Annotated in this window: 21 protein-coding genes; 12 read left to right on the forward strand and 9 right to left on the reverse strand. The window is 71.4% G+C overall.

Annotation, left to right across the window (positions count from 1 at the left end; genetic code table 11):
• Positions 1–2 precede the first annotated feature (2 nt).
• Positions 3–263 (reverse strand): DUF4031 domain-containing protein, encoded by a 261-nt coding sequence (locus HKD39_RS09350; protein ID WP_171199598.1) that lies wholly within the window; start codon positions 261–263, stop codon positions 3–5.
• Positions 260–1,258, reverse strand: coding sequence for a GNAT family N-acetyltransferase (locus HKD39_RS20440; RefSeq protein ID WP_171199599.1), 999 nt, complete (start codon positions 1,256–1,258; stop codon positions 260–262). Before HKD39_RS20440 ends, HKD39_RS09350 begins: the two co-directional genes overlap by 4 nt.
• Positions 1,259–1,321: 63 nt before the next feature.
• On the opposite strand from HKD39_RS20440, the gene HKD39_RS09360 reads away from it, so the two are divergent.
• The 4 genes from HKD39_RS09360 (at position 1,322) to HKD39_RS09375 (ending at position 7,113) form a co-directional block, all read left to right on the forward strand.
• Positions 1,322–2,614: a MalY/PatB family protein gene (locus tag HKD39_RS09360; protein ID WP_171199600.1), complete on the forward strand. Its 1,293-nt coding sequence runs from the start codon at positions 1,322–1,324 to the stop codon at positions 2,612–2,614.
• Positions 2,611–3,888: an MFS transporter gene (locus HKD39_RS09365; protein ID WP_171199601.1), complete on the forward strand. Its 1,278-nt coding sequence runs from the start codon at positions 2,611–2,613 to the stop codon at positions 3,886–3,888. Before HKD39_RS09360 ends, HKD39_RS09365 begins: the two co-directional genes overlap by 4 nt.
• Before the next feature lie 295 nt (positions 3,889–4,183).
• Positions 4,184–5,800 (forward strand): glutamine-hydrolyzing GMP synthase, encoded by a 1,617-nt coding sequence (gene guaA / locus HKD39_RS09370; RefSeq protein WP_171199602.1) that lies wholly within the window; start codon positions 4,184–4,186, stop codon positions 5,798–5,800.
• Positions 5,797–7,113: a multidrug effflux MFS transporter gene (locus HKD39_RS09375; protein WP_343074659.1), complete on the forward strand. Its 1,317-nt coding sequence runs from the start codon at positions 5,797–5,799 to the stop codon at positions 7,111–7,113. Before guaA ends, HKD39_RS09375 begins: the two co-directional genes overlap by 4 nt.
• Before the next feature lie 96 nt (positions 7,114–7,209).
• Here HKD39_RS09375 and HKD39_RS09380 read toward each other — a convergent pair whose 3' ends face one another.
• Positions 7,210–7,446, reverse strand: a complete 237-nt coding sequence (locus tag HKD39_RS09380) for a hypothetical protein (RefSeq protein WP_171199603.1) — start codon at positions 7,444–7,446, stop codon at positions 7,210–7,212.
• Positions 7,439–9,127, reverse strand: a complete 1,689-nt coding sequence (locus tag HKD39_RS09385; protein ID WP_171199604.1) for a PspC domain-containing protein — start codon at positions 9,125–9,127, stop codon at positions 7,439–7,441. The genes HKD39_RS09380 and HKD39_RS09385 overlap by 8 nt, the downstream gene beginning before the upstream one ends.
• Before the next feature lie 110 nt (positions 9,128–9,237).
• Here HKD39_RS09385 and HKD39_RS09390 point away from each other — a divergent pair, with 110 nt between their 5' ends.
• Together HKD39_RS09390 and HKD39_RS09395 are read left to right on the forward strand one after the other, a co-directional pair.
• Positions 9,238–10,539 carry a PspC domain-containing protein gene (locus tag HKD39_RS09390; RefSeq protein ID WP_171199605.1) on the forward strand — a complete coding sequence of 434 codons (1,302 nt, stop codon included), beginning with the start codon at positions 9,238–9,240 and terminating at the stop codon, positions 10,537–10,539.
• The gene (locus HKD39_RS09395; RefSeq protein ID WP_171199606.1) at positions 10,539–11,288 is read left to right on the forward strand and encodes a response regulator; all 750 of its coding nucleotides are present in this window, start codon (positions 10,539–10,541) and stop codon (positions 11,286–11,288) included. The genes HKD39_RS09390 and HKD39_RS09395 overlap by 1 nt, the downstream gene beginning before the upstream one ends.
• Positions 11,289–11,315: 27 nt before the next feature.
• Here the strand turns inward: HKD39_RS09395 and HKD39_RS09400 are convergent, their stop codons facing one another.
• Positions 11,316–11,633: a chorismate mutase gene (locus HKD39_RS09400; RefSeq protein WP_171199607.1), complete on the reverse strand. Its 318-nt coding sequence runs from the start codon at positions 11,631–11,633 to the stop codon at positions 11,316–11,318.
• A 743-nt stretch (positions 11,634–12,376) separates the two neighbouring features.
• On the opposite strand from HKD39_RS09400, the gene HKD39_RS09405 reads away from it, so the two are divergent.
• Positions 12,377–13,375 (forward strand): sodium:calcium antiporter, encoded by a 999-nt coding sequence (locus tag HKD39_RS09405; protein ID WP_212754339.1) that lies wholly within the window; start codon positions 12,377–12,379, stop codon positions 13,373–13,375.
• A 147-nt stretch (positions 13,376–13,522) separates the two neighbouring features.
• Positions 13,523–16,240, forward strand: coding sequence for a UvrD-helicase domain-containing protein (locus tag HKD39_RS09410; protein WP_171199608.1), 2,718 nt, complete (start codon positions 13,523–13,525; stop codon positions 16,238–16,240).
• Between the two features lie 138 nt (positions 16,241–16,378).
• Here HKD39_RS09410 and HKD39_RS09415 read toward each other — a convergent pair whose 3' ends face one another.
• From HKD39_RS09415 to HKD39_RS09425, 3 genes are read right to left on the reverse strand one after another with little or no spacing between them, the layout of a single operon-like run.
• Positions 16,379–16,879 (reverse strand): hypothetical protein, encoded by a 501-nt coding sequence (locus HKD39_RS09415; RefSeq protein ID WP_212754341.1) that lies wholly within the window; start codon positions 16,877–16,879, stop codon positions 16,379–16,381.
• Positions 16,872–17,237: a hypothetical protein gene (locus HKD39_RS09420; protein ID WP_171199609.1), complete on the reverse strand. Its 366-nt coding sequence runs from the start codon at positions 17,235–17,237 to the stop codon at positions 16,872–16,874. The genes HKD39_RS09415 and HKD39_RS09420 overlap by 8 nt, the downstream gene beginning before the upstream one ends.
• A gap of 12 nt (positions 17,238–17,249) precedes the next feature.
• A complete protein-coding gene (locus HKD39_RS09425; protein WP_171199610.1) occupies positions 17,250–18,296 on the reverse strand; it encodes a WYL domain-containing protein in 1,047 nt (348 codons plus the stop codon).
• Positions 18,297–18,405: 109 nt separating this feature from the next.
• On the opposite strand from HKD39_RS09425, the gene HKD39_RS09430 reads away from it, so the two are divergent.
• Positions 18,406–19,635, forward strand: coding sequence for an epoxide hydrolase family protein (locus tag HKD39_RS09430; protein WP_171199611.1), 1,230 nt, complete (start codon positions 18,406–18,408; stop codon positions 19,633–19,635).
• Positions 19,636–19,645: 10 nt separating this feature from the next.
• On the opposite strand, the gene HKD39_RS09435 is transcribed toward HKD39_RS09430, so the two are convergent.
• Complete coding sequence (locus HKD39_RS09435; protein WP_171199724.1) at positions 19,646–20,815, reverse strand: CynX/NimT family MFS transporter; 1,170 nt, start codon at positions 20,813–20,815, stop codon at positions 19,646–19,648.
• Between the two features lie 195 nt (positions 20,816–21,010).
• Here HKD39_RS09435 and HKD39_RS09440 point away from each other — a divergent pair, with 195 nt between their 5' ends.
• The 3 genes from HKD39_RS09440 to HKD39_RS09450 all read left to right on the forward strand — a co-directional run bounded on the left by HKD39_RS09440 (position 21,011) and on the right by HKD39_RS09450 (position 24,377).
• Positions 21,011–21,790 (forward strand): FadR/GntR family transcriptional regulator, encoded by a 780-nt coding sequence (locus tag HKD39_RS09440; protein ID WP_212754394.1) that lies wholly within the window; start codon positions 21,011–21,013, stop codon positions 21,788–21,790.
• A 35-nt stretch (positions 21,791–21,825) separates the two neighbouring features.
• Positions 21,826–23,931: a hypothetical protein gene (locus HKD39_RS09445; RefSeq protein WP_171199613.1), complete on the forward strand. Its 2,106-nt coding sequence runs from the start codon at positions 21,826–21,828 to the stop codon at positions 23,929–23,931.
• A gap of 113 nt (positions 23,932–24,044) precedes the next feature.
• On the forward strand, positions 24,045–24,377 hold the full coding sequence (locus tag HKD39_RS09450) for a WXG100 family type VII secretion target (RefSeq protein ID WP_171199614.1): 333 nt from the start codon (positions 24,045–24,047) through the stop codon (positions 24,375–24,377).
• Positions 24,378–24,456: the final 79 nt, after the last annotated feature.

Genomic DNA, 24,456 nt, shown 5'->3' on the forward strand with positions numbered 1-24,456 from the left:
TGTCAGCGGTGGCGGTAGACGCGTAATCCGGCGGCTTTCAGCCTGGCCAGCAGCTCGCGGGATTCCACGGCCACCGCACCGGCTTTCACCAGGGCGTCGTGCCGGTCGGCGGGGACGTCGTAATGGTCGGCGTCGAAGCCGCGCTCGGGAAGGCCGGCCGCCCTGGCGAAGGCGTGCAACTCGTCCAGGCTGGTGTCGCTCACCAGATGTGACCACAGCCGCCCGTGCGCCGGCCAGCGCGGCGGGTCGATCAGCACCGTCATCGGGTCCGCCTGGCGTGCGCCGGATCGGGAGCCGTCCAGTACCGGTACTGGTGATGCAGCGTCATGCCGGCCTTGCGGTAGAGGGCGATCGCCGGCGCGTTGTCGCCGCGCACTTGCAAGTACAGTGCCGTCCGCTGCTCGGCCGCGTGCCGTGCCGCCTCCTGCAACAGCGTTGCGGCGACCCGCTGCCGACGGGCGGCCGGGTCGACGTGCACCGAGAACAAACCCGTCCAGCCGGCGTCGGTGGCGGTGCGTGCCACCCCCAGCACCTGGCCGTCTCTGCTCAGGGTGAAGTACTCGGGCGCCGCCGCCAGAGCCAGCATGGCGGCAAACACCTTGCGGTGCAGTCGTTCCCGGTCGGTTGCCCCGTTCCACCAGTGGACGTCAGTTGCCGGCGCCATGGCGACAGTGACGCCGTCGGGTGGGGTGCTCAGCGTGGCCACCGCCGCCGCGGGATCGGCCGTCATTACCCAGGTCGGCGCGGACGGTTCCCAGCCCCGCTGCCGGGCATGCTCGGCCACCGGCCCGTCGGCCACCTGCACCCGCGCCGGCAGATCCCTTGCCGCGTAAAACTTCTCCACCTGGTCGAGCGCCGCGGGAATCGGCAGTCCCGGATCGCCGATCGGCAGCGCCGAGTTCGCCCGCATGGTGAAGCCCGCGCCGGCCCGCAGCGTCCACTCGCCGAGCCGCTGCACCTGTAGCGGCGGCAGGCCGGACGTCATCAGCGTCTGCAGCGCGTCAGGACTCGTCCCCAGCAGCTCGTCGACGGGGCGCCGCCGGAACGCTGCCGGCGGCACCGGCTTGGCTGCCGTCACGTTGCCGCGCGGTACCCGCACATCGCCGCGGCGGGTGCGCACGGTGAGCGTCTCCCGATCGGCGCCCACCAGCTGACCGAGCGCATCGGTCTGCCCGCCAGGGATGCGGTGCCGTATCACCACCCGGCCGCCGATCGGCGCGGCATCGGGATCGCCGGGGTGCGGGGGCTGCTGCTGCACCGCTTGTGCCTATCACGCCGCCACCCCGCATGAGGTGGTGGGCCGTCATGAGAGTGTGAATCCATGCACTCGGCCGCCAACGCACAAGGAGACCTTCCCGCCGCCGACGCACCGACCGCCGACGCCGCGACCGCCGACGCCGCGCCGACCGCAGCGGAGGATTTCGACGAGCAGCTGGACGCACTGTCGGCCGAGACCCTGCGTGGCCGCGGCGGCCTAAAGTGGGCGATCACCCAACCCGGCGAGCTCGCCGCCTGGATCGCCGAGATGGATGTGCCGATGGCGCCACCAATCAGCGCGGCGTTGCATCGATCGATCGACGACGGAGCGGTGGGCTACTTGCCGCCGGCGGCGGCGGAGGCGTTCGCCGGCGCGGTGGCCAGGTTCGAGGCGGAAAAGTTCGGCTGGAACGTCGATCCGGACGCCGTGGTGCCGCAAGCGGACGTGCTCGCTGCCCTGGAGCTCGCGGTCCGCCGGCTGCTTCCGCCCGGCGGCAAGCTGATTCTGCCGACCCCGGCCTACATGCCGTTCCTGTCGCTGCCGCCGTTGTGGGGCATCGAGGTGCTCACCGTCGGTTTGCTTCCCGATCCGGAAGCATCCGGCGGCTATCGACTCGATCTCGACGGGATCGACGCGGCGTTCGCCGCCGGCGGCGCGCTGCTGGTGTTGTGCAACCCCTACAACCCGGTCGGCAAGGTGTTCGGGCGGGGCGAGTTGGCGGCGCTCACCGAGGTGGTCGATCGGCATGGTGGCCAGGTGTTCGCCGACGAGATCTGGGCGCCGCTGGTTTATCCCGGCAACAGCCACGTCCCGTACGCCAGCACCTCGGCCGCCGCGGCCGAGCACACCATCACCGCGGTGTCGGCGTCCAAGGCATGGAACCTGCCTGGACTCAAGACCGCAGCCGCCATCGTCACCGGCACTGCCGGCCGCGCCGCCGTTGGTGAACTCGGCGACTTCGCCGCCCACGGCGCCGCGCTGCCAGGGCTGGTCGCGAACACCGCAGCGTTCAACCAGGGCGGACCGTGGCTGCGGCACACCCTGCGCTATCTGGACGGCAACCGGAACCTGCTCGCGCAGCGGCTGGCCGGACTCGCCGGCGTCGGCTTTCGCCGGCCGGACGCCACGTACCTGGCCTGGCTCGATCTGCGGGCGTTCTCGGCACCGGACGGGACGGTGCGGGGCACACCGATCGGTGCGTACCTGCGGGAACGCGCCGGCATCGTGGCGGTGGACGGAACCGATTGCGGCGCACCCGGATTCCTGCGGTTGAACTTCGCCATGCCGCGGCCGCTGCTGGCCGAGCTGGCCGACCGGCTGGCCACCGCCCTCGACGACCTGCCGCGCACCGCGTGAGCAACAGCTGGCAATCGCTACCCGCCGTTGCCGCGGTGCAGCGCCGCACCGTCCGGTTGTTGGTGGCCGCGCAGATCGTCGGCGGCATCGGGATCGGCGCCGGTGCCTCACTCGGCGCCCTGCTCGCCGAGGACGTCACCAACTCGGAGACCTGGGCGGGGCTGGCCCGCACCGCCAGCACCCTCGGCGCGGCGCTGGCCGCCGTTCCGCTGGCGCTGCTGGCCACCCGCAAGGGCAGGGGGCCGGCGCTCGGCTTCGGCTGGGCCACCGCCGCCGTCGGCGGGGTGCTGCTGGTGGTGGCGGCGGCCACCCACTCCACCGCGGTGCTGGTGCTCGGCATGCTGATGTTCGGCTCCGGCACCGCCACCAACCTGCAATCCCGTTATGCCGCAACCGATCTGGCGCCGCCGGACAAGCGCGCACGGACGCTCTCGCTGGTGGTGTGGTCGACCACCATCGGTGCCGTCCTCGGCCCCAACCTGGGCGGCCCCGGCGAGTGGGTGGCCGATCGGCTCGGGTTGCCGGTGCTGGGTGGGGCCTTCGTCATCTCCGCGGTGGTGCTCGGGGCCGGCGCGGTGTTCATGTGGGTGCTGCTGCGCCCCGACCCGCTGACGCTGGTACGGGCGCATACCCCCGTCGACCCGGCCGCGCCCACCGGCGGGGCGGGTGGCGTCCGGGCAGCGCTGCGGGTGGTGGCGAAACTGCCGACGGCCCGGTGGGCGCTGCTGGCGGTGGTGCTCGGGCACTGCGCGATGGCTGCGGTGATGACCATGACGCCGGTGCACATGAATCACCATGGCGCCTCGCTGCAGGTGGTCGGGCTCACCATCAGCGTGCATGTGCTTGGCATGTACGCCTTTTCGCCGTTGGTCGGCATGGCCTGTGACCGCTTCGGATCGACTGCCGTGATCGTGGTCGGGCAGCTGCTGTTTCTCGGGTCGGCGCTGGCCGCCGGGCTGGGCCAGACGTCGATGACGTGGGTGACGATAGGGCTCGGGCTGCTCGGGCTCGGCTGGTCGTGCAGCCTGGTCGGCGGCTCCACGCTGCTGACCGCGTCGGTACCGGTGGAGCACCGCACCGCCGTGCAGGGCGCCTCCGACATGGCGATGAACATCGCGGCCGCCGTCGCCGCGGCCGGATCCGGTCCGGCGCAGGCACTCTGGGGCTTCGGCGGGCTGAACGCGATGGCCGCGATCCTGACGTTGCCGGTGCTGCTGGCGCTGGCGGTGACGGTGCTGACCTCCTCGCAGCGTCGCGCCGGCCTGCCTGGTTAGACTGAGCACGCTGACCGACGACGGTGGCTAGGGTTCCGCCGGCTGCGCGCGCCCCTTTGTTGACAGTCTCGATGACGGTCTGGTCGACAAGCGGGCGGCAGCCGGGCAGGTCCGAGCGCCACAACCGCGTGCTCGCACCCGCGAGCCGCGAACACCTCAGGGACAAAAGCCCGGGGAGGGACCGGTCGGCGCCGAGAGTGCCGTCGCGTCGACGGTTGCCCGGTGCCGAACGGATGGTGATTCGTCCGGGGCCGGCGGCCGAGGCGCACGGTATCCAGCGCAGAAGGAGCCGTCGATGGGTCAGCCCCAGCAGCAAACAGAGTCAGTGAACAGCCAGCCGCCGGCACCCTCGCACCGGCCGGTGCTGGTGGTCGACTTCGGCGCCCAATACGCGCAGCTCATCGCCCGGCGGGTGAGGGAAGCCGGCGTCTACTCCGAGATCGTGCCGTCCGGCACGCCGCTGCCGCAGCTGCTGGCCCGCGACCCGGCAGCCATCATCCTGTCCGGTGGGCCGTCCAGCGTGTACGCCGACGGCGCCCCGCAGATCGACCAGCGGCTGTTCGACGCCGGGCCACCGGTGTTCGGCATCTGCTACGGCTTCCAGGCGATGACGACGGCGCTGGGTGGCCGGGTGGACCGCACCGGTCGCCGGGAGTACGGCTCGACCACGCTCACCAGAACGTCCGGCGACGCCGGCGCGGAAAGCGTGCTGCTGCAAGACGTTCCGCCGACGGCGCAGGTCTGGATGAGCCACGGCGACTCGGTCGCCCAGGCCCCGGACGGGTTCACCGTCACCGCAGCGACCGCCGACACCCCGATCGCCGCCTACGAGAATCTGCAAAGGCGGCTCGCCGGGGTGCAGTACCACCCCGAGGTGATCCACAGCCAGCACGGCCAGGATGTGTTGCGGCGCTTCCTGTTCGACATTGCCGGCCTGCAGCCGGACTGGACTCCTGGTGAGATTCTGGCCGAGCAGGTGGCCGCCATCCGCGCCCAGATCGGCGACGCCAAGGTGCTGTGCGGGTTGTCCGGCGGGGTCGACTCGGCGGTGGCGGCCGCGCTGGTGCACCGGGCCGTCGGCGACCAGCTCACCTGCGTGTTCGTCGACCACGGGCTGCTGCGCCAGGGCGAGCGGGAACAGGTGGAGCGGGACTATGTTGCGGCGACCGGCATCAAGCTGGTCACCGTCGACGCCTCCGAGCGGTTCCTCGGAGCGCTGGCCGGGGTGAGCGATCCTGAGACCAAGCGCAAGATCATCGGCCGGGAGTTCATCAGGGTGTTCGAGCAAGCCGCCGCCGACATCTCCGAGGCCGAGGGCGGCATCCGATACCTGGTGCAGGGCACGCTGTATCCCGACGTGGTCGAATCCGGCGGCGGCAGCGGCACCGCCACCATCAAGTCGCATCACAACGTCGGTGGGCTCCCCGAAGACATGACCTTCGAGTTGGTCGAACCGCTGCGCACGCTCTTCAAGGACGAGGTGCGCGCGCTCGGCCGCACCCTCGGCCTGCCGGAGGCGATGGTGGCGCGGCACCCGTTCCCCGGGCCGGGACTCGGGATCAGGATCATCGGCGATGTGACGGCCGAACGGCTGGAGACGCTGCGGGCGGCGGACGCCATCGTCCGCGAGGAGATGACGGCCGCCGGCGTCGACGGAATGATCTGGCAGTGCCCTGTTGTGCTGCTGGCGGACGTGAGAAGCGTTGGGGTGCAAGGCGACGGCCGCAGCTACGGGCACCCGATCGTGTTACGGCCGGTGTCGAGTGAGGACGCGATGACGGCCGACTGGACCCGGCTGCCCGACGAGCTGCTCGCCCGGATCTCGCACCGGATCACCGGTGAGGTGGACGAGGTGAACCGGGTGGTGCTGGACATCACCAGCAAACCGCCGGGCACCATCGAATGGGAGTGAGCGCACCGGAACCCGACCCGGAGCCGGGCCAGGAGCCGGCGCCGGACCGGAAGCGGGTATCGGGCCGGGGCCGGGCGTCGGACCGCGCACCGGGGCAGCGCAAAAGCCTTGCGGCACTGGTGATCACACTCGGCGCGCTGTCGGCGTTCGGGCCGCTGTGTCTGGACATGTACCTGCCGGCGCTGCCGCAGTTGCCGGCGGCGCTGCGTTCCACCGAGGCGATGGCGCAGCTGTCGCTGACCGCGTGCATCGTCGGGCTGGGCGTCGGGCAACTGGTGGTCGGGCCGCTGTCCGACCGGCTGGGCCGGCGCTGGCCGCTGCTGGTCGGCGTTGCGGTGTTCACCGCGACCAGCATCGGTTGCGCGGTGGCCACCTCCATGCCGGTGCTGATCGGGCTGCGGCTGCTGCAGGGGGTGGCGGGAGCGTCCGGGATCGTGGTCGGGCGCGCGGTGGTGGCCGATCTGTTTGCCGGTCGCAGGGCCGCCGGCTTCTTCTCCACCATGACGGTGATCAACGGTCTCGCACCGATTCTGGCGCCGTTGATCGGCGGTCAGATTCTGCGGTGGGGCGATTGGCGGCTGGTGTTCTGGGTGCTGGCCGGTATCGGAGTTGCCCTGCTGGTGGCGACCGCGCTGGTGATCGACGAGACGCTGCCGCCCCGGCGCCGGGCCACCGGCGGTTTCGGTGCTTTGGCCCGCGCGGTCGGGACGGTGCTCGGTGATCGGGTGACGATGGGGTACGTGCTGGCCGGCACCGCGGTCGCCGCCGCGATGTTCGGCTACATCTCGGCGTCACCGTTCTTGTTGCAGGACGGCTTCAGCCTGACGCCGCAACAGTTCTCGCTGTGTTTCGCGGCGAACGCGGTCGGCATCGTTGTGGCCGGGCAGACCTCTGCGGTGGCCCTGCGCCGTGGTGCCCGGCCGCTGGTGCTGCTGACGTTCGGCGTCGTCCAGGCCGCGGCCGGGGCGCTGCTGCTGATGCTGGCGGTGTGGTTGCGGTGGCCGCTGGGACCGGTGCTGATCGGGCTGTGGGTGCTGGTGTCCGCGGTCGGTCTCACGCTGCCGAACGCGTCCGCGCTGGCGATGGACCGGCACCGGCCGGTCGCCGGCGCGGCCTCCGCCGTCATCGGGCTGCTGCAGTTCGGGACGGCCGGGCTCACCAGCCAGCTGGTCGGTTTCGGCGACCGCGGCCGGGGCCTCGCACTCGGTGTGGTTGCGGTGGGCTGCGTCGCGGTGGCCGGCGTGGCGCTCGCGATGGCCCGGCGAAGCGCACCGCCGAACGACGTCAGCCGCGAGCCGACGCCCCAGACCTGACCGGGCCGGTGTCAACGTCGGTCGGAGGGGTCAGCGGGCGGAGTGTCGGTCGGTTCTCAACAACTCAGCCAACGCTCGCCCACACTGGGCCGGCGATCAGGCGTCCGCGCCTGGCCGCCGGGGGAGCGCGGTCAGCAGCAGGATCAGCCCGACGGCGGCGACCCCGCCGGCGACCAGCCAGCGCAGCACTCCGGAGGTCAGCCAACCGACCGAGCCGCTGAGGCCGACCACCGCGACGGCCAGAAAGATCAAGCCCCACACCAGTCCGGCGATGCTCGGGCCCGGCTGGGTAGGTTCCGAGGTCGGTCGCTGAGCGGGTTGCTGATCAGCCACGGCGCACCTCCAGTTGGCCAAGTCCCACATGGGTTTTCAGGTTGATCACCGGTACCGGCCGGTTGCCCGTGCCGCGGCCGATCTGCTGCGCGGTGCGCTCGTCGGCGAAACCATCGGCCGTCTGGCCAAGGCACTTCACCGAGCCCATGTTGACCGAACATATTGCGTTGACCGTAGCGCCGGCCGGGACGATCACGGTCAGCTGGCCGGTGTTCACCTCGGCGCTGGTGTTGATCACCGCGCCGCCGGCCAGGTTGGCCTGCCGCAGGTCCAGCACCGCGTCGCCGGCCTGCAGGTGGAACTCACCGGCCGCCTGCTCCGCCGTCGTCGGCGTCCACGCGGTGCGTCCGACGTTGCCGACCCCGCCGATACCGGCCATCGACAGCAGCACGGTGATCACGGCGACCGGAACGCCCAGCCCGATCAGCTTCGGGCGATGCCCGGTGAGCGCCGCCAGCAGGATGCCGATGGCCAGCACCGCCAGCACCGCGCCGCTGATCGCCGACCAGTGCAGCCCCGGCCAGAGCCCGGCGAACATGCCGCCGACCAGCAGCGCCCCGGTGAGCAGCGCGGCGCCCAGCGTCACCCTGGTGATGGCGGTGCCGCGCCGCTGCCGCGCCAGTTGCTGCGCCGACGGCGGCGGTGGTGGCGGCTCCGGCAGATCCCAGGCAAAGGGCGCTGCCCCCAACGGATCCCACTGCGGCGGCCGGTGCGTTTCGAGGCCGGACGACGCCGCCGTGCCGGACTCGGGTGCGGTGCCGGGCTCGGGCTCCGGTGCGGAGCCGCCCTCGGGTGCTGAGCCGCCCTCGGGACGTGCCGCCGCGGCCGTCGCCGGGTCGGCGCCGGCGGGACGCTCGGCAGTGGTGCGCTTGTGCAGGTCGACCCGATCGGAGTCGGACCTGTCCCAGAACGCCGGCTGCGGGAAGGGCGAGCGGCCGCCGGTGCGGTCGGGGTTGTGGAGATACTCGTGCCGCACCAACGCGTCGTCGGCGTTGCCCAGGCGGACGGGTTCCGAGCCGGGCCGCTGCGGATGCCCGCCGACCTTGTCGCCGAGCCGGCGGCTGAACTCTTCGGCGCGGCGGCCGACCCGTTGGCCCCACCGTTCGGCGCGGCGGCCGAGGTGCTTGCCCCACTGCTCGGCGCGGCGGCTGACATCGTCACCCCAGGCACTTGCCTTCTCGCTCCACTCGGCTGTGCTGTCGGCGAGTCGGTGCCCGGCGCCGCCTACGGTTTCTCGCGGCCGGCTCGACCTGCGTTGATGGCAGGAGTGTTTGCGGCCAAGCACCACAAAGATGACGACAGCGACCGCGGCGGCCGGCAGCAGCTTGAACCCCAGGGTCACCGCGGAGGCCGCAGACACCAGGACAAAAGCGGCCAGCACCAGCGTCAACGGTCCGGACATCGACGAGTGACCCCGCCCCAGCATGGCCTCGGCGGGTGACACCTCGTCCTGGTCGTCGGGCAGCAGCAACCAACCGGCGGCGTACAGCGCGAGACCGGTGCCGCCGAAGATGGTGAGCACCACGAACGCGACGCGGATCAGGATCGGATCGATGCCCAGCCCCCGGCCGATGCCGCCGGCGACGCCGGCCAGCTTGCGGTCGCGGGCCGAGCGGCGGAACCGGCGCCGTTCTGGTGCGGTGTCGCCCCAGCCGGTGGGGAACTGCCCGTCGCTGCTCATGGACCCAGCCTGCCCAGGCGGCGGTCGCGGCACTATCCGGGATCACCCTGGTTCCGATAACCAGGGTGCACCCCGATCCCGCGCGCCCCGGCGCATGTGAGGGTGGAGGGGTGAGTGTGCAGAAGCTGACCCCGGACGGGCTGCCGCGGCTGCAGCGGTCCCGTTCCGGGGCGGTGCTCGGTGGCGTCGCCAGCGGGCTGGCGGGGCATCTGCGGCTGCCGGTGCTGTGGATCCGGGTGGCCTTCGCGGTGCTCGCCATCGCCAGCGGCGCCGGCGTGGTGGCGTACGCGCTGCTGTGGGTGTTCGTCCCGCAAGCGGCCGCCGGCACCGCCGATGGGTCGGTGCGTCCGCCCAGCTCGCGGGAACGACGCCAGGCGGTCGGGCTCGGTGCACTCGGGCTGGCGCTGTTGCTGATCGCCAGCGTGCTCGGGCTGACCGGCTCGCTGGGCTGGATTCTCGGGCCGCTCGGTGTTGCGGCGGTCGGCGCCGTGTTCATCTGGCGGGAGGCGGACGACACCCGCAGGGCGCGCTGGCGTCGGTCCGCCGCCGGGTTCGTCACGCCGGGGGCCAGCGCCTGGTGGCGGCTCGGCGCCGGGGTGGCGCTGGTGGTCGGCGGACTGGTGGTGTTCGCGCTAAGCCAGTTCGACTTCGCGGCCCTGCGCTCGGTGCTGGTCGCGGTGATCCTGACGCTGGTCGGCGTCGCGCTGATCACCATCCCGTGGTGGCTGCGGCTGGTCAGGGCGCTCGGCACCGAGCGTCAGGAGCGCATCGCCGAACGCGAGCGCGCCGAGATCGCCGCCCACCTGCACGATTCCGTGCTGCAGACGCTGGCGCTGATCCAGCGGCAGTCGGAGAACTCTCGGGAGGTGTTGCGGCTGGCCCGCGGCCAGGAACGGGAGTTGCGCACCTGGCTGTACGGCCCGGCCGGCTACGCCACCGGTGCCACCTTCAGCACCGGCGCGACGGGCAGCACCGCACCGCAGGTGGATACTCAGCTGGCCTCGGCGCTGGCCACCGCGGCCGGGGAGGTGGAGGACACCTACGCGGTGAAGGTGGCGCCGGTGGTGGTCGGCGACGCCGAGATGAACCCCGGCCTCGGGGCGTTGGTGGCAGCGGCGCGGGAGGCGATGGTGAACGCGGCCAAGCATTCGGGCGAGGCCGAGATCAGCGTGTACGCCGAGGTGGAGGACGGCACCGCCCAGGTGTTCGTGCGCGACCGCGGTAAGGGCTTCGAGCAGGACGGAATCGACCCGGACCGGCGTGGCGTCACCGAATCGATCAGGGGGAGGATGGATCGGCACGGTGGTACGGCCACCATCCGTTCCGCGCCGGGCCAGGGCACCGAGGTGGAGCTGTCGATGCCGCTCGACGCCGGCGCCGACAAGGTCGACCTGCGCAAGAAGGAGAGCTGATGACTTTCGCTGGCAACGATCAACCCACCGACAACGCTGCCGGTGCCGGGGCCGGCGCGGTGCCCGAGGCCGCGGACGGTGCCGGCGCGGCCGCGCGGGGGCCGGTGCGGGTGTTTCTGGTTGACGACCACGCGATGTTCCGCACCGGTGTGAAGGCCGAACTGGCCGGTCTGCACGACGACCGGCTCGACATCGTCGGTGAGGCCGGCAGTGTCGGCGAGGCGGTGGTGCGGATCACCGCGGAACCGCCGGACGTGGTGCTGCTGGACGTGCACATGCCAGACGGTGGCGGCCGGGCCGTCCTCGACCAGGTGCACGGGACGCACCCCGACGTGGTGTTCCTGGCGCTGTCGGTGTCGGACGCGGCGGAGGACGTGATCAACGTGATCCGCGGCGGCGCCCGCGGTTACGTCACCAAGACCATCTCAGGACGGGAACTGGCCGACGCGGTGGTGCGAGTGGCCGCCGGCGACGCGGTGTTCTCGCCGCGGCTGGCCGGGTTTGTGCTTGACGCCTTCGCCCAGCGGCCGGGCACCGAGGTCCGGGATCCCGAGCTGGATCTGCTCTCGCCCCGCGAGCGTGAGGTGCTCAAGCTGCTGGCCCGCGGCTATGCCTACAAAGAGATCGCCTCGCAGTTGTTCATCTCGATCAAAACCGTTGAGACGCATGTGTCTTCGGTGCTGCGCAAGACGCAGATGTCCAACCGCTACGAGCTCTCCCGCTGGGCCACCGACCGCCGCCTGGTCTAGCCTGGCCCGGCCGGCGCCGTCGGCCGGTCAGCCGCGCGGACGGCCGAGCTGGCCGCGGCCCATCGACAGCAGCATCATGCCGAGGTCGGTGCCGGCCGGGCCGAGGTCGCGGAACTTGTCGAGCACCGCCATCTCGCGGGAGTAGACCACCCGCGGGCCGCCCATGGCTTTGCGGGCCGCGCCGATCGCGTGCGAGATGGCGGTGCGGCGCTGGATCAGCCGGACCAGTTCGCTGTCGATGGCGTCGATCTCCACCCGCAGCTCGTCGATCCCGGCCTGATCGGACGGAACCTCGATCTGCGGCAGCGGTGCTGGTTCGGCGTCCATCAGCGTCCTCGTTCTCATGGCTGTTCTCCTGGTTCGTGACGGAAACTTCGGTGGTGGGCCGAGATCCGCGGCGAGCCAGGCAAGACAAGAGCCCCGGATCGCTGAGGATCTCGGGGCTCGTGACGGGTGGTGTGTCAGGACACGCGAACGTCAGGCACCGGGATCCGGTACCCATAGAAAAATCGCTGCACGAGGCGGGACACGCCTCAAGTAGACCACACGCCCGCAGAACGTGGGAAGCCCCTCCCGCGATGTGGAATCGACCTGTGGACACCTGTTGTCGCCCCGCCGCCGAACGCATCAGCACCGCCGCTGTCGGGGTAAAGTTGCCCCGCTTGATCAGCGCGAGCGTGCGAGCGGAGATCGAGCACGAAGGGTGGGCCCCGTTCGTTGATGAGCGGGAGTCCACAACAGAAGGGTGGGCCCCGTTCGAAGGCGAACGGAGTTCGCCGGCTTGATCAACGCGAGTGTGCGAGCGGAGATCGAGCACGAAGGGTGGGCCCCGTTCGTTTTGTGGACGGAGTCCACAAAACGAAGGGGAGTAGTTCGCCGCCCGGTCCACATCCGGGCGGACACCGCCGTCGACATACTGAGGCCTCGGACAGGCCTCCGGCGCGGAGGGCCCGGTACCGCCGGGCTGAGCGAGACCTTCGACCAACGACGACCCGTCGGCAGCGGCCGGCGGAGCGCCGGGGTCGAAGTCATCCGCTCGAAATTTCAGGTGCGGCAAGGATTTCACCCGGTGCCGGAGGACGGCACGGATGTTGCTCGCGGTCTTTCTGCTGCTGCTCAGCGCGGCGCTCATCTATCTCGCGTGTGAATGGTTCATCAACGCGGTCGAGTGGCTCGGCGCGCGGATGCAGGTCGGCACCGTCGCGGTCGGCTCGGTGCTGGCGGCGGTGGGCACGGCGCTGCCGGAGTCGGTGGTCACACTGGTCGCCGTGCTGCTGCCGGGCAGCGATCCCGAGGCCCGCGATGAGATCGGCATCGGCGCGGCGATGGGCGGACCTTTGGTGTTGTCCACCATCGCCTATGCGGTGATCGGCGCGGTGCTGATGCTGGTGCACCGGTCGGCGAAGGTCCGGCCGGCCGGCTCCGACGAGCTGCTGGAAGACCAGGGCTGGTTCTTCGTCATCTTCATCGCGAAGCTGGTGCTCGGCATCGTGGTGTTCAGCTGGAAACCCTGGCTGGCCATCGCCTTCCTGCTCGCCTATGCCCTCTACGTACATCGTGAGCTGCGCTCGGCGAAGGTCGACGGCGCGCATTCCGACGAGGATCTGGAACCGCTGCGGCTGCAACCGAAACGGGGCAGGCCGGCCACCTGGGCGATCGCCGTGCAGACCGTCGGCACGCTTGCGGTGATCTTCGCCGCGAGCCAGCTGTTCGTGATCCAGATCGAGAGCATCGGGCCGCAGCTGGGCCTGGCCCCGGCGGTGACGGCGCTGTTGCTGTCGCCGATCGCGACGGAGCTGCCGGAGGTGCTCAACGCCGTCATCTGGGTCCGCAGAGGTAAGTCGGAACTCGCCCTGGCCAACGTCGCCGGCTCGATGATGATCCAGGCCACCGTGCCGTCGGCGATCGGTATCGCCTTCACCCCATGGCATTTCACCCCGACCGTGACGCTGGCGGGTGTGATGACGTTGGTGTCGATCGCGCTGATGCTGCTGCTCGGTCGCCTCCGCAAGCTGACCGCCGGCACCATGCTGATCGGTGTGGCGCTGTACGGCGCGTTCTTCGTCGGCATGCTGATCCTGCAGTGACGGTCCTTTAATGGTCATTTTTGGCTTCTCGTCGCGGGAACGGCAGCGTTGCGCCGCGTGCCATCGGCAACGAGAAGCCATTTTCGGTCGTTTGGCGCCATCGCCTGGATCGGCGGGGTCGGTGCGGCGCGCTAGCGTGGGGCGGTCATGAGTTCTCTGTTCGATCTTTCCCCCGAATCCCCGGAATCCCCGGGATCCTCTGAATCCCCCGAATCCTCTGAACGCTCGGGATCCTCGGCTTCGGGGGCGCCCGTCGGCCGCAAGCCCGCCCGCACCGCCGGGCCGGGTCGCGTCGGCGACCGCACGTCAGAGGGCGAGGCGCTGCTGGCCGGACTCAATCCGCAGCAACGCGCCGCGGTCACCCACCGCGGCTCGCCGCTGCTGGTGGTGGCCGGTGCCGGTTCGGGCAAGACCAGAGTGCTCACCAGGCGGGTGGCCTATTTGCTGGCCGCCGGCGGGGCGCACCCGGGGGAGATCCTGGCGATCACCTTCACCAACAAGGCCGCCGCCGAGATGAAGGAGCGGGTGGCCGACCTGGTGGGTGGCCGGGCCAGGGCGATGTGGGTGTCGACCTTCCACTCCATGTGTGTGCGCATCCTGCGCGCCGAGGCCGCCCACCTCGACATGAAGAGCTCGTTCACCATTTACGACGCCGCCGACACCCAGCGGCTGGTCGCCATGGTCGCCGGCGACATGGAGCTCGACACCAAGCGCACCACCGCCCGCACGCTGGCGGCGGCCATCTCGAATCTGAAGAACGAGCTGATCGACCCGGCCACCGCTGCCGAGCGCGCCGAGAACGACTTCGAGAAGATCACCGCCGAGGTGTACGCCGGCTACCAGGCCAGGCTGCGGCAGGCCAACGCCTTCGACTTCGACGATCTCATCATGGAGACCGTCGCGCTGCTGCAGACCTATCCGGCGGTGGCCGAGCACTACCGCCGCCGGTTCCGGCACGTGCTGGTCGACGAATACCAAGACACCAACCACGCCCAGTACATGCTGGTCCGCGAGTTGGTGGGCGGAACGGCACCGGAGGTCGACGACGGCACGGACGCACCGGCCCCCGCGGTACCGCCGGCCGAGTTGGTGGTGGTGGGCGACGCCGACCAGTCGATCTATGCCTTCCGCGGCGCCACCATCCGCAACATCACCGAGTTCGAGCGGGACTATCCGGACGCCCGTACCATCCTGTTGGAGCAGAACTATCGCTCCACCCAGAACATCCTGACCGCGGCCAACGCGCTGATCTCGCGGAACCGCGACCGCCGCGCCAAGAACCTGTGGACGGCTGAGGGCGACGGCGTCAAGATCGTCGGCTACGTCGCCGACACCGAACACGACGAGGCCCGTTTCGTTGCAAGGGAGATCGACGCGCTGGTCGACGACGGCGCCGCCCGCTACTCCGACGTCGCTGTTTTCTACCGCACCAACGCCGCCTCCCGCGCCATTGAAGACATCTTCGTCCGCACCGGCATGCCGTACCGGATCGTCGGCGGGGTGCGCTTCTACGAGCGCAAGGAAGTGAAAGACGTGCTGGCCTATCTGCGGGCGGTCGCGAACCCGGCGGACGAGGTGTCGCTGCGCCGGGTGCTGAACACCCCGAAGCGCGGCATCGGCGATCGCGCCGAGGCGCAGGTGGCGCTGTTCGCCGAGCAGGAACGCATCCCGTTCGCCGACGCGTTGCGCCGGGTCGACGAGATCCCGGGCATGGCAACGCGTTCGGTGAAGGCGATCAGCGGCTTCAACGAGCTGATGGCCTCGCTCACCAAGGTGATCAGTGACCCCGACCATCCGGAGTCGGTCGACGGCGACCCTGCGGACCTTGCCACCGAAGTGCTGGAGCAGAGCGGTTACCGGGCCGAGCTGGCCGCCAGCGACGACCCGCAGGACGGTTCGCGGCTGGAGAACCTCGAGCAGCTGGTGACCGTGTTGCGGGAGCAGACCGAGTTGCTGCTGGCCGCCCGCCAGGCCGCCGCCGAGGGCCTGGCCGAAGACGGTTCGCTCCCTGAGGAGTCCACCGCCACCGGTACGGCAGCCGGCAGCACCGACGGCGCAGCGGCGGCCGGCTCGATCGCCGACGAGGTGGAACCGCCGCCGAACCCGGTGGCCCCGACGGACGAGGAACTCGGCGGCGCCGCCGCCGAAAGTGAGGAGCTGGCCAGGCCGCTCGACGGCCCAGGGATGCTCGCCGGGGTGCTCGAGCAGCTGTCGCTGGTGGCCGATGCCGACGCCGTCCCGGACTCCGACGACGGTGTGGTGACGCTGATGACGCTGCACACGGCGAAGGGGCTCGAGTTCCCCGTGGTGTTCCTCACCGGCATGGAAGACGGCATCTTCCCGCACCAGCGGGCGCTGGGCGACGACAAGGAACTCGCCGAGGAGCGGCGCCTTGCCTACGTCGGCATCACCAGGGCCCGGCACCGGCTGTATCTGAGCCGGGCGGTCAGCCGATCCGCTTGGGGACAGCCGGGTTCCAACCCGCCCTCCCGGTTCTTGGACGATGTTCCCGATGAGGTACTCGACTGGCGCCGGATGGTGGAACACCGGCCGTTCGTCGAGCGCGACGACTTCTTCTCAGGACGGGCCTTCGGCTCCGGCCGCGGCAACGACTCGGGTGGGCGGTCGTCTCCGGTGACGGCCTCGCGGTTCGGGCAGCGGCACCCGGCGCGGGGGGCCGGCGTCGGCAACAAGCCGCCGCTCGAACTGGCGGCCGGGGACAAGGTCTCGCACGACAAGTACGGCCTCGGCACCGTGAAATCCGTTGAGGGAGTGGGGGTTCGGGCCACCGCGACCATCGATTTCGGCTCGTCCGGCACGGTCCGGTTGATGCTGATCGGCGGCGTCCCGATGGTCAAGCTCTGACCCGAGGCGGCAACGCAGCGCTACGCAATGCGGCGCTGCGCGGTGCAAGCGCTGTGCGGTGCAAGCGCTGTGCAGTGCAAGCGCTGTGCAGTGCAAGCCCAGTGCAAGCGCAGTGCAGTGCCTGGTGAGCGATCGCCGCTAGCGGGCGGAGTCGCCGTCGCCACTGGTTCCCGGGCGGGTGCGCCACCACCAGGTGAGGCCGAGGATGGGCAGCGCCACCGGGATGAAGACATAGCCGTAGCCGAACTTCGACCACACCGTGTCGTGCGGGAACAGCGCAGGGTCCAGCAGCGACCACAGGCCGATGCCAAGCACCCCAACGAGTTCGACGCAGACCGCGACCAGGGTGAGCGGCCGCGACCAGCGGCGCTGGGTGGCAAGGCCGACCGTCGCGGCCAGATACACCAACCCGGACAGCAGCGACAGCGAGTAGGCCAGCGGTGCCTGGTCGAACTGGGTGGCGAGTTGGACGACGGCGCGCGCGGTCGCGGCCAGCGCGAAGATGCCGTAAAGGGTGGCCAACGCCCGACGCGGCCCGCTCTCCAGATCGGTGTCGTCGGGTGCGGCGGGTGCCGGCGGCTCGGGTGTCCGCGAAGCTGGCCGGGATCCTGGCAGCTCCCGCTCGGCGGGTTCAGGCACTGCCGGCCCGCCACAGCTGCCACAGCCGCAGCAGCATCACCGCGACGACCACCGCGGTGGACGCCAGAGCCACACTGCCCCAACGGGTTCGCTCCAACCTGGCCATCCACAATCCGACCGGCAGCGGGATCAACACACCGGCGGAGTAGGCGATGAAGGTGACCGTCTCGGGTACCGATGCTGGTCCGATCAGCCGCACCCAGGCGACCACCGACTGCACGGTCAGCAAACCGGTGAGGACAGCGCCCCACCACCACTGCACGGTGTTGACCGGCCGCCGCAGGTATGCCCACAACCCGGACCAGGCGGCCAGCAGCAGGCCGGCCGCCATCAGGGTGAAAAGAACGGGATCAAACACGGTGCTTGCAACCTACCGGGATCGACCCGCCGCTCCGGCCGCGGCCGGCTGCCCGGCACCGCCAGACGTAGGGTCCGCCGCCGGGCCGGACGCCTGGGGTGCGGGCCGGGCGGCCAGGGTGGCTGCTCGGGCGGCGAGTCGGGACAGCTCGTCCCGCAGCGCGTCCGGGCCCAGCACCCGAACAGCGGCGTCCAGGCCGAGCAGCCAGCGTGCGATCTGCGGCAGATGCTCCGGCTGCGCGAGGATCAGCCCGGCGGCGCCGTCGGGATGCGGGGTCAGCTCCAGCCGGTACGCGGGCGCCAGCGCCCTGGCCTGGTCCGGCTCCAGCCCGAGGACGAACTCGCAACGCAGCGGGTCCGCTGCCCAGCTGCGCACCCCTGCCGCCACCAGGTCGGCCGCGGTGGCCGCGGTGAACCCCTCGGGGAGCACAACGGCAATGTCCGTGTGCCGCACCGTGTTCACCCGGTCGACGCGAAACACCCGCATCCCGCCCCGCAGCCGGCAGAAGCCGACCAGATACCAGTGCCCAGCCATCCGCAGCACCTGGTACGGATCGACCGGGCGCCGGGTCACCGCGCCGGAACCGGACCGGTACGCCAGCTCCACCCGGCGTCGCCGCGCGACCGCGACGCACAATTCCAGCAGGGTCTCGGCGCGGACCCGGTCGCTACCAAGCAACGACACCGGCTCCTCGGGCGGCACCTCGGCCAGTGCCGCGACGCGCTCGCCGAAGCGTTCGCTCAACACCCTGGCGAGGCGCAGGCGGGCCGATGTTGCGACGGCGGCCAGCTCCGGGTCGGCGCCGACGGCACCGAGAGCCAGCGCCAGCGCCAGGGCCTCGTCCTCGGTGAAGCGCAGCGCCAGCAGGTTCGCGTCACGCACCAACCGCACCCCGCCGCCGCGACCCCGGCGCACCGCCAGCTCGACGCCGGCCTCCCGTGCCCTGTCCAGATCGCGGCGCACCGTCCGCTCGGTGACGCCCAGTTGTTCGGCCAGTTCGGCGATGGTGGCGCCGGGCACGCCGCGCAGCAGATCCAGCAACGCCGGCAATCTGTCCACGAAACACATTCTCGCTCCGATTGTGGACATTTGCTGTCCAGTTTGGTCGATAGCGTCGTCGAGGTAAGCCGACCCCGCCGCCGAGGCACCGATCGAAACGAGGCAGCAGATGAGCATCACCCCGTACCAGCTCACCGTCACCGACGAGCAACTCGCCGACCTGCGCCGGCGGCTGGCCGACACCCGCTTTCCGGACGGAGCGCCGAACCCCGACTTCGCGCGGGGCACCTCGGGGGAGTACCTGCGTGAGCTGGTGGGCTACTGGCTCAGCAGCTACGACTGGCGCCGAGAGCAGGCGCGGCTCAACGAGATTCCGCAGTTCATCGCCGAGCTTCCGCTGCCAGAGCCGGCCGAGGCACCCGGCAGCGAGTCCGGCACCGCACCGTCAACCGGTGGGACGTCCGGCACGGTGCGGCTGCACTTTCTGCACAGGGTCAGCTCGCGCGCCGATGCCCGGCCGCTGCTGCTGATCCACGGCTGGCCGGACACGCCGTTCCGCTACCGGCGGATGCTGGATGCGCTGGCCGAGCCGGACGATCCGCAGAGCCCGGCATTCCATGTTGTCGCCCCCGCCATTCCCGGCTTCCCGCTCTCCGGCGGCCCGGCGCGCTCGCCGCAGCAGGTGGCCGACCTGTTCGCCGAGCTGATGCGAGAGCTTGGCTATCAGCAGTTCATGGTCGGCGGTGGCGACTGGGGCGCCGACATCGCCCCGCGCATCGCCAGGCAGCACCCTGACGCCGTCACCGGCTTGTTCCTCACCAACGTCGAGTACCCGACCGGGCAGGAATCCGATCTCAGCGAGGCCGAGCAGCAGTACGCCGGCTTCATCCAGCAGTGGTTCATGACCCAGGGTGGCTACGCGCTGGTGCAGTCGACCAAGCCGCAGATCGTCGGGCCGGCCCTTGCCGACTCGCCGGCCGGGCTGGCGGCTTTCCAGCTCGGGTTGATCGACACCGGCGCCGACGAGCACGACGTCGAGAGTGCCTTCGGTGGCCGGGACGAGCTGATCACCAACTTCTGCCTCTACTGGTTCAGCAACACCGCCGGTTCGGCAGCCGACATGTATTACCAGGCAGCGGTTTCCGGGCCGGGTTGGGGCGAACCGGCGCCGGCGGCACCGGCCGCACCCGCCGCCGTGGCGATCTTCCCGAGGGAGGCGCCGTCACCCCGCGAGTGGTGCGAGCGGCTGGTGAACGTGGTGCGTTACACGGCGATGCCGCGCGGTGGACACTTTGCCGCCCTTGAGGTTCCGGACGACCTCGTTGCCGAGTTGCGGGCGTTCGCCGGCCAGCTCGACGAGCCACAGTCGCAGTCGCAGCCACAGTCGCAGCCGCGGTAGGACGGAGCTGCTACACGTATCGCGGTCGGCCGGCCAGCGCGCCGAAGACCATCTGCAGCAGCCAGATCGCCAGCAGCATCAGCAGCGACGCCGTCCATCCGGAGGTCAGGTCGTGCAGCACGCCGAACGCGAACGGGCCGACGGCGGCGAGCAGGTAGCCGAAACCTTGTGCCATCCCGGACAGTTGCGCGGTTTCGCTGCCGGTGCGGGCGCGCAGCGCAATCACGGTGAGCGCCAACGAGAAAACGCTCATCCCGATGCCGATCAGCACGCTCCACAGCAGCGGCGCCGCGGCGGGCGCGACGATCATCCCGATGACGCCCGCGATGCCGGACACTCCGAGACCGACGATCCATCCGCTCTGGCTGCCGCGGCGCGCCGCGGCAGCCGGCACCACCAGGCTGATCGGCACCGCGATCAGCGAGATCAGGCCGAGCAGCAACCCGGCGTTGCCCTTGCTCACCCCCGCGTCGATGAACACCTTGGGCAGCCAGCCCATCACCACATAGGCAATAAATGATTGGAGACCGAAGAACAGCGTGACGATCCAGGCCAGCCGGCGGCGCAGCATCGAGCTGCCGTGCGCCTTCGGGCCGACAACGCCGACCCGCGGGCCGGAACGACCGGCGGCCACCAGCCAGAGCGCCAGCGCGACGGCGGCCAGCACCGTCCAGGCGCCGAGCGCCTGCCGCCAGCCACCCAGTGCCGATTCCAGCGGCGGGCTGGCTGCCGAGCCGGCGGCGCCACCGAACTGCAGCGCTGCGGTGTAGACGCCCGTCATCAGCCCGATCCTGGCCGGGAACGAGCTCTTCACCACCACCGGCAGCAGCACGTTCGCCAGCGCGATGCCGCCCGTCGCAACCAGGGTCCCGGCGAGCACCAGCCACGACCCGTCCAGCACCCTGACCACCAGGCCGACGGCCAGCACGGTCAACGCCATGGCGATCGCGCCGCGGATGCCGATCCGCCGCGCCAGCGCCGGCGCCGCGCCACCGGCCGCGGCGAAACACAACCCGGGCAGCGTGGTGAGCACGCTGGCCCACAACACCGACGTGCTCAGCTCACCGCGCATGTCGTCCAGCAGCGGCCCGACGCTGGTGATCGCTGGTCGCAGGTTCACCGCGACCAGCACCACTGCCGCGGCCAGCAGGGCGCCGCCGGCGACGCGGGCGCCGGCCATGCCGGTGTCGACCGGTGGGTCCGTGACGGTCGTCTCCAGGCTTGGGTCGAGCTCCAGCTCCGCGCCGGACTCCGTGCCGAAACACGCGTCCGAACGTGCGTCGACAGGTGGCTGGGCGGGCGTGGTGGTCACCGAACCATGCTGGCATAGATAGGATGATTGGATGAATGCCGTGAGCTGGGGCCCGTTGTGGGATTGACCACCGCGCAGCGCGCCGGCCTGGTCGACCAGGTGATCGAGCAGCTCCGCGCCGGGATCACCGGTGGCGAATGGCCGGTGGGCGAGCGCATCCCCACCGAACCGGCCCTCGTCGCCCAGCTCGGCGTCGGCCGCAACACCGTCAGGGAGGCGGTCAGGGCGCTCGCGCACGTCGGGCTGCTCGAGGTGAGGCAGGGCGACGGCACCTACGTCCGGGCGACCAGTGAGATGGCCGGGGCCATCCGCCGGCTGTGCGCACCGGAGCTGCGAGAGGTGCTGCAGGTGCGCCGCGCCCTCGAGGTGGACGGTGCCAGGTTGGCCGGCACCGCGCGCACCGACGCCGATCTGGTCGAGCTGCGCCGGCTGCTGAAGCGCCGAGACTCCGCCTGGGACAAGCTTTCTCAGGACGCCGCGCAGGACGCCGCGCGGGATGCCGGCAAGCCGGGCCGCTCCGGCGGCAACGCCCGCGACAGCGGCGACGAGTTCGCGCGCGCCGACACCGCGTTCCACTCCGCGGTGGTGCGCAGCGGTCACAACGACCTGTTGTTCCAGATGCATCGGGGTCTGCTGGAAGCGATCACCGCCAGCGTGGCCACCACCAGCGAGCTCCCCGGCCTCGCGGCGCCGGCTGACGGCACCCTGCCACGCCGGCAGGCCGAGCAGGTGCGGCATCGCCGCCTGGTCGACGCGATCGCCGACGCCGACCCCGACCGCGCCGCCGCGGAGGCGACCGATTTTCTCGACGAGTTGTTGGCGCTGGTCGACCCCGCCGACTGAGCGGCTCGGCTCCGCGGCGTTGCTACCGTCGCGGTGTGTCCCGGCCTTCCCCCGAACAGCTGCCGACCGAGCCGTTTGCAGCACCAGCCACCAGCGGCAACCAGCGACCCGGCCGGCTGGCCATGGCCGGGACCGGGCTGCTGGCCGCCGGTGCGGTGCTGGCCGCGATCACCGCAGCGCTGGGCGTGGTGTCCGGCGACGTGCCCGACTCGGTGGCCGCCGCCGCCGCCGCGGCCCTTGCCGGGTTGCTGCCGGCGCTGATAGCGGTGGCACTGACGCTGTCGCGCCCGCAGTGGGGCGCCGCCGTCACCGCCGGTGCCGGCATCATCAGCCTTGGGCGGCTCTGCGCCGATCTCGCGGTGCTCTGGCAGCCGGCGTCGGTGGCCCGCCCCGAGCTGTTCTATCCGCTGTCCGGGCGGGCATTTCCGTTGCGCGTCAACGGTATTGCGGCCCTGCTGCCGGTCGCCGATCTGCTGATGGTGCTCGGCGGGGTGCTGGCGGCGCGGGCGTTGACCCGCTGGCTTGCCGACCGGGCCGACGACCTCGACCAGCCGGAACGTCCCAGCAACGGCGCCCTGCTCGGCGCCGGTTTCCTCGCGCTGGCGTTGCTGGGCGTCGGGGCCGCGCAGAATCCGTACGCCGGCGGGTACATCGTTGCGCGAAACTCGTTGCCCGGCACCGACATCGGGTCGCTGGCGCTGCCGTTCGTCGTGGTGCTCATCGCGCTGGCCGCGGTGATCCTGTCCGGCACGTTGCCGCGCGCGTTGGCGGTGTCGCTGCTCGGCGGAATGGCTGCGACGGCGGTGGTTCCGGCCGTGGTGGCGCTGTGGGTGGCGGCGTCCGGTGCCCCGGTGGAGCTGACGTCTGGTCCGGTGGTGCTGTTGATCGGCGGCATCGCCTTGACCCTCACCGGCCTGACCTCAGCCACCCGCTGGCGGCGACCCGTTGACGCCACCGGCCCGGACGCCGCCGGCCATCGCGCTGCCGGTGCCGCCGGTGCCGACGATGCGGCCGGTGACGCCGGCGGGCCGTCCAGCGATTACCTGGCGCCGACCCCTGACGCCACGCGTTGGCCGCTGCTGGCCGCTGCCGCCGCAGCCGCCGTTGCGGGAGTCGCCGCGCTGGTGGGCGCCGCTGTGCCGCGGCTGTTGGCCGACGGCGCTCGGCCGGCGGCCGCGGCCGCCGATGCCTCCGGCGTCGGTGACGTGTTCGGCGGCGTCAGCGCCGCGGCGGGTGCGGTGCTGCTGCTTGCCGCCGTCGCCACGTTGTCCGGTCTGCTGCCGGCGGCCGCAGCACCGGGACGGTGCGGTCGCGGCGCGCTGCTGGTGCTGTGGGCGGTGCCGGCGCTGGCGGTGGCCGCACCGCTGACCGTGCTGAGCTCGTTGCAGACGGCGACGGCAGAGGCCGACCGGGCCATCGCCGGCAGTCCTGACCTGGCGCCCGAGCTCGGCGGTGTGGTGCGGTGGACGGCCGGGCCCGGCCTCTACCTGCTCGGTCTGGCCGCGCTGTTCGCGGTGGTCGCGGCGCTGCTGGCGTTGCTGGCCCAGTCGGCGTCGGAACAATCGGCGTCGGAACAGTCGGCGTCGGAACAGTCGGCGTCGGAACAATCGGCACCCGAGGGCGAGTCGAGCGGCGCCGCGACCGACCGGTCCGACGGCGCCGAGCTCACTGACCTCTCCAAGGCCGGGCCGGCCTGGCAGCTGCCCGCGCTGGTCGCCGTCGGAGTGATCGCGACGCTGGCGTTGCTGGCACCGCCGCTGTACCGGATCGACGGGCCGGCCGGCTCGGTCGGCAACAGCCAGGGTGGCCTGTTCGACACCGGTGACGGCGCGGTCTGGGCGCAGTGGCTGCTGGCCGCGGCCTGCTGCGTTGCCATCGCGGTGACGGCGGGCGCGCTCCGCGCCGAGGCGCCGCCCGGGCGCCGGATGCTCGCCGCCGGCAGCCTGTTGGGCGCCGCGGCGGCCACCGCGGTGCGTCAGCTGGTTCCCGCCACGGTTCCGGACGCGGTGGCCGGTGCCGGCAGCTGGTGCGGTTGGCTGCTTGCCGGTGTGCTGCTGGCCGGTGCCGTACTGCTGGTGGTGGCCGGGCGTGGGGAGTCCTATCCATCCCGAAACCGCCTGCGGCAGCGGCAGAACGGCTAGCGTCGGTGCCGTACCGAGAAAGCCGGGAGACCGGTACCGGTGGCGCAACAACCAGTACAACAAGTACGGACCGACCAGCAACGGGTTGGCTTAGCGAGTGAGGTGACGCCGAAATGCAGGCAGCGGCAAGTGGTGGGGGCGGCGGGGGCGGATCGGCCGCCGGCTGCCTGGCGTTCCACAACGGCACGGCCGACACCGTGCACGGCAGCCTTGGGGGGCAGAAGAGTGCGCTGGCCGGGCTGATCAAGGACCTTGACGGTTTCGTGCAGTCGCTGGGCGCCAGCTGGGAAGGTGAGTACGACATCTACCAGGCCATCTACAAGAACTGGAGCACCAGCGCAGATCAGGTGCTGAAGCTGCTCGACGGTTGCTACCAGGCCATCAACGCGAGCAAGAACGCGGTGGTCGAGATGCGCACCGCCGTCGCGAAGGTCGTCCCGAAGTAGCTCCCCGAACCAGCTCCGTTAAACCAGCGTCCTGAACCAGTGCCAGGACGCGCGGTCGGGGGTACCGGCGCCGGGTCCG

The organism is Nakamurella aerolata (assembly GCF_013002705.1).
Lineage (GTDB): Bacteria > Actinomycetota > Actinomycetes > Mycobacteriales > Nakamurellaceae > Nakamurella > Nakamurella aerolata.

Excerpts from the sequence above, each read along its gene's own strand:
- HKD39_RS09400 (WP_171199607.1), bottom strand. The coding sequence starts at position 11,633 with ATGAGAACGAGGACGCTGATGGACGCCGAACCAGCACCGCTGCCGCAG.
- HKD39_RS09430 (WP_171199611.1), top strand. The coding sequence starts at position 18,406 with ATGAGCATCACCCCGTACCAGCTCACCGTCACCGACGAGCAACTCGCC.
- HKD39_RS09450 (WP_171199614.1), top strand. The coding sequence starts at position 24,045 with ATGCAGGCAGCGGCAAGTGGTGGGGGCGGCGGGGGCGGATCGGCCGCC.
- HKD39_RS09435 (WP_171199724.1), bottom strand. The coding sequence starts at position 20,815 with ATGGCCGGCGCCCGCGTCGCCGGCGGCGCCCTGCTGGCCGCGGCAGTG.
- HKD39_RS09385 (WP_171199604.1), bottom strand. The coding sequence starts at position 9,127 with ATGAGCAGCGACGGGCAGTTCCCCACCGGCTGGGGCGACACCGCACCA.
- HKD39_RS09360 (WP_171199600.1), top strand. The coding sequence starts at position 1,322 with ATGCACTCGGCCGCCAACGCACAAGGAGACCTTCCCGCCGCCGACGCA.
- HKD39_RS09350 (WP_171199598.1), bottom strand. The coding sequence starts at position 263 with ATGACGGTGCTGATCGACCCGCCGCGCTGGCCGGCGCACGGGCGGCTG.
- HKD39_RS09410 (WP_171199608.1), top strand. The coding sequence starts at position 13,523 with ATGAGTTCTCTGTTCGATCTTTCCCCCGAATCCCCGGAATCCCCGGGA.
- guaA (WP_171199602.1), top strand. The coding sequence starts at position 4,184 with ATGGGTCAGCCCCAGCAGCAAACAGAGTCAGTGAACAGCCAGCCGCCG.
- HKD39_RS09405 (WP_212754339.1), top strand. The coding sequence starts at position 12,377 with ATGTTGCTCGCGGTCTTTCTGCTGCTGCTCAGCGCGGCGCTCATCTAT.
- HKD39_RS09395 (WP_171199606.1), top strand. The coding sequence starts at position 10,539 with ATGACTTTCGCTGGCAACGATCAACCCACCGACAACGCTGCCGGTGCC.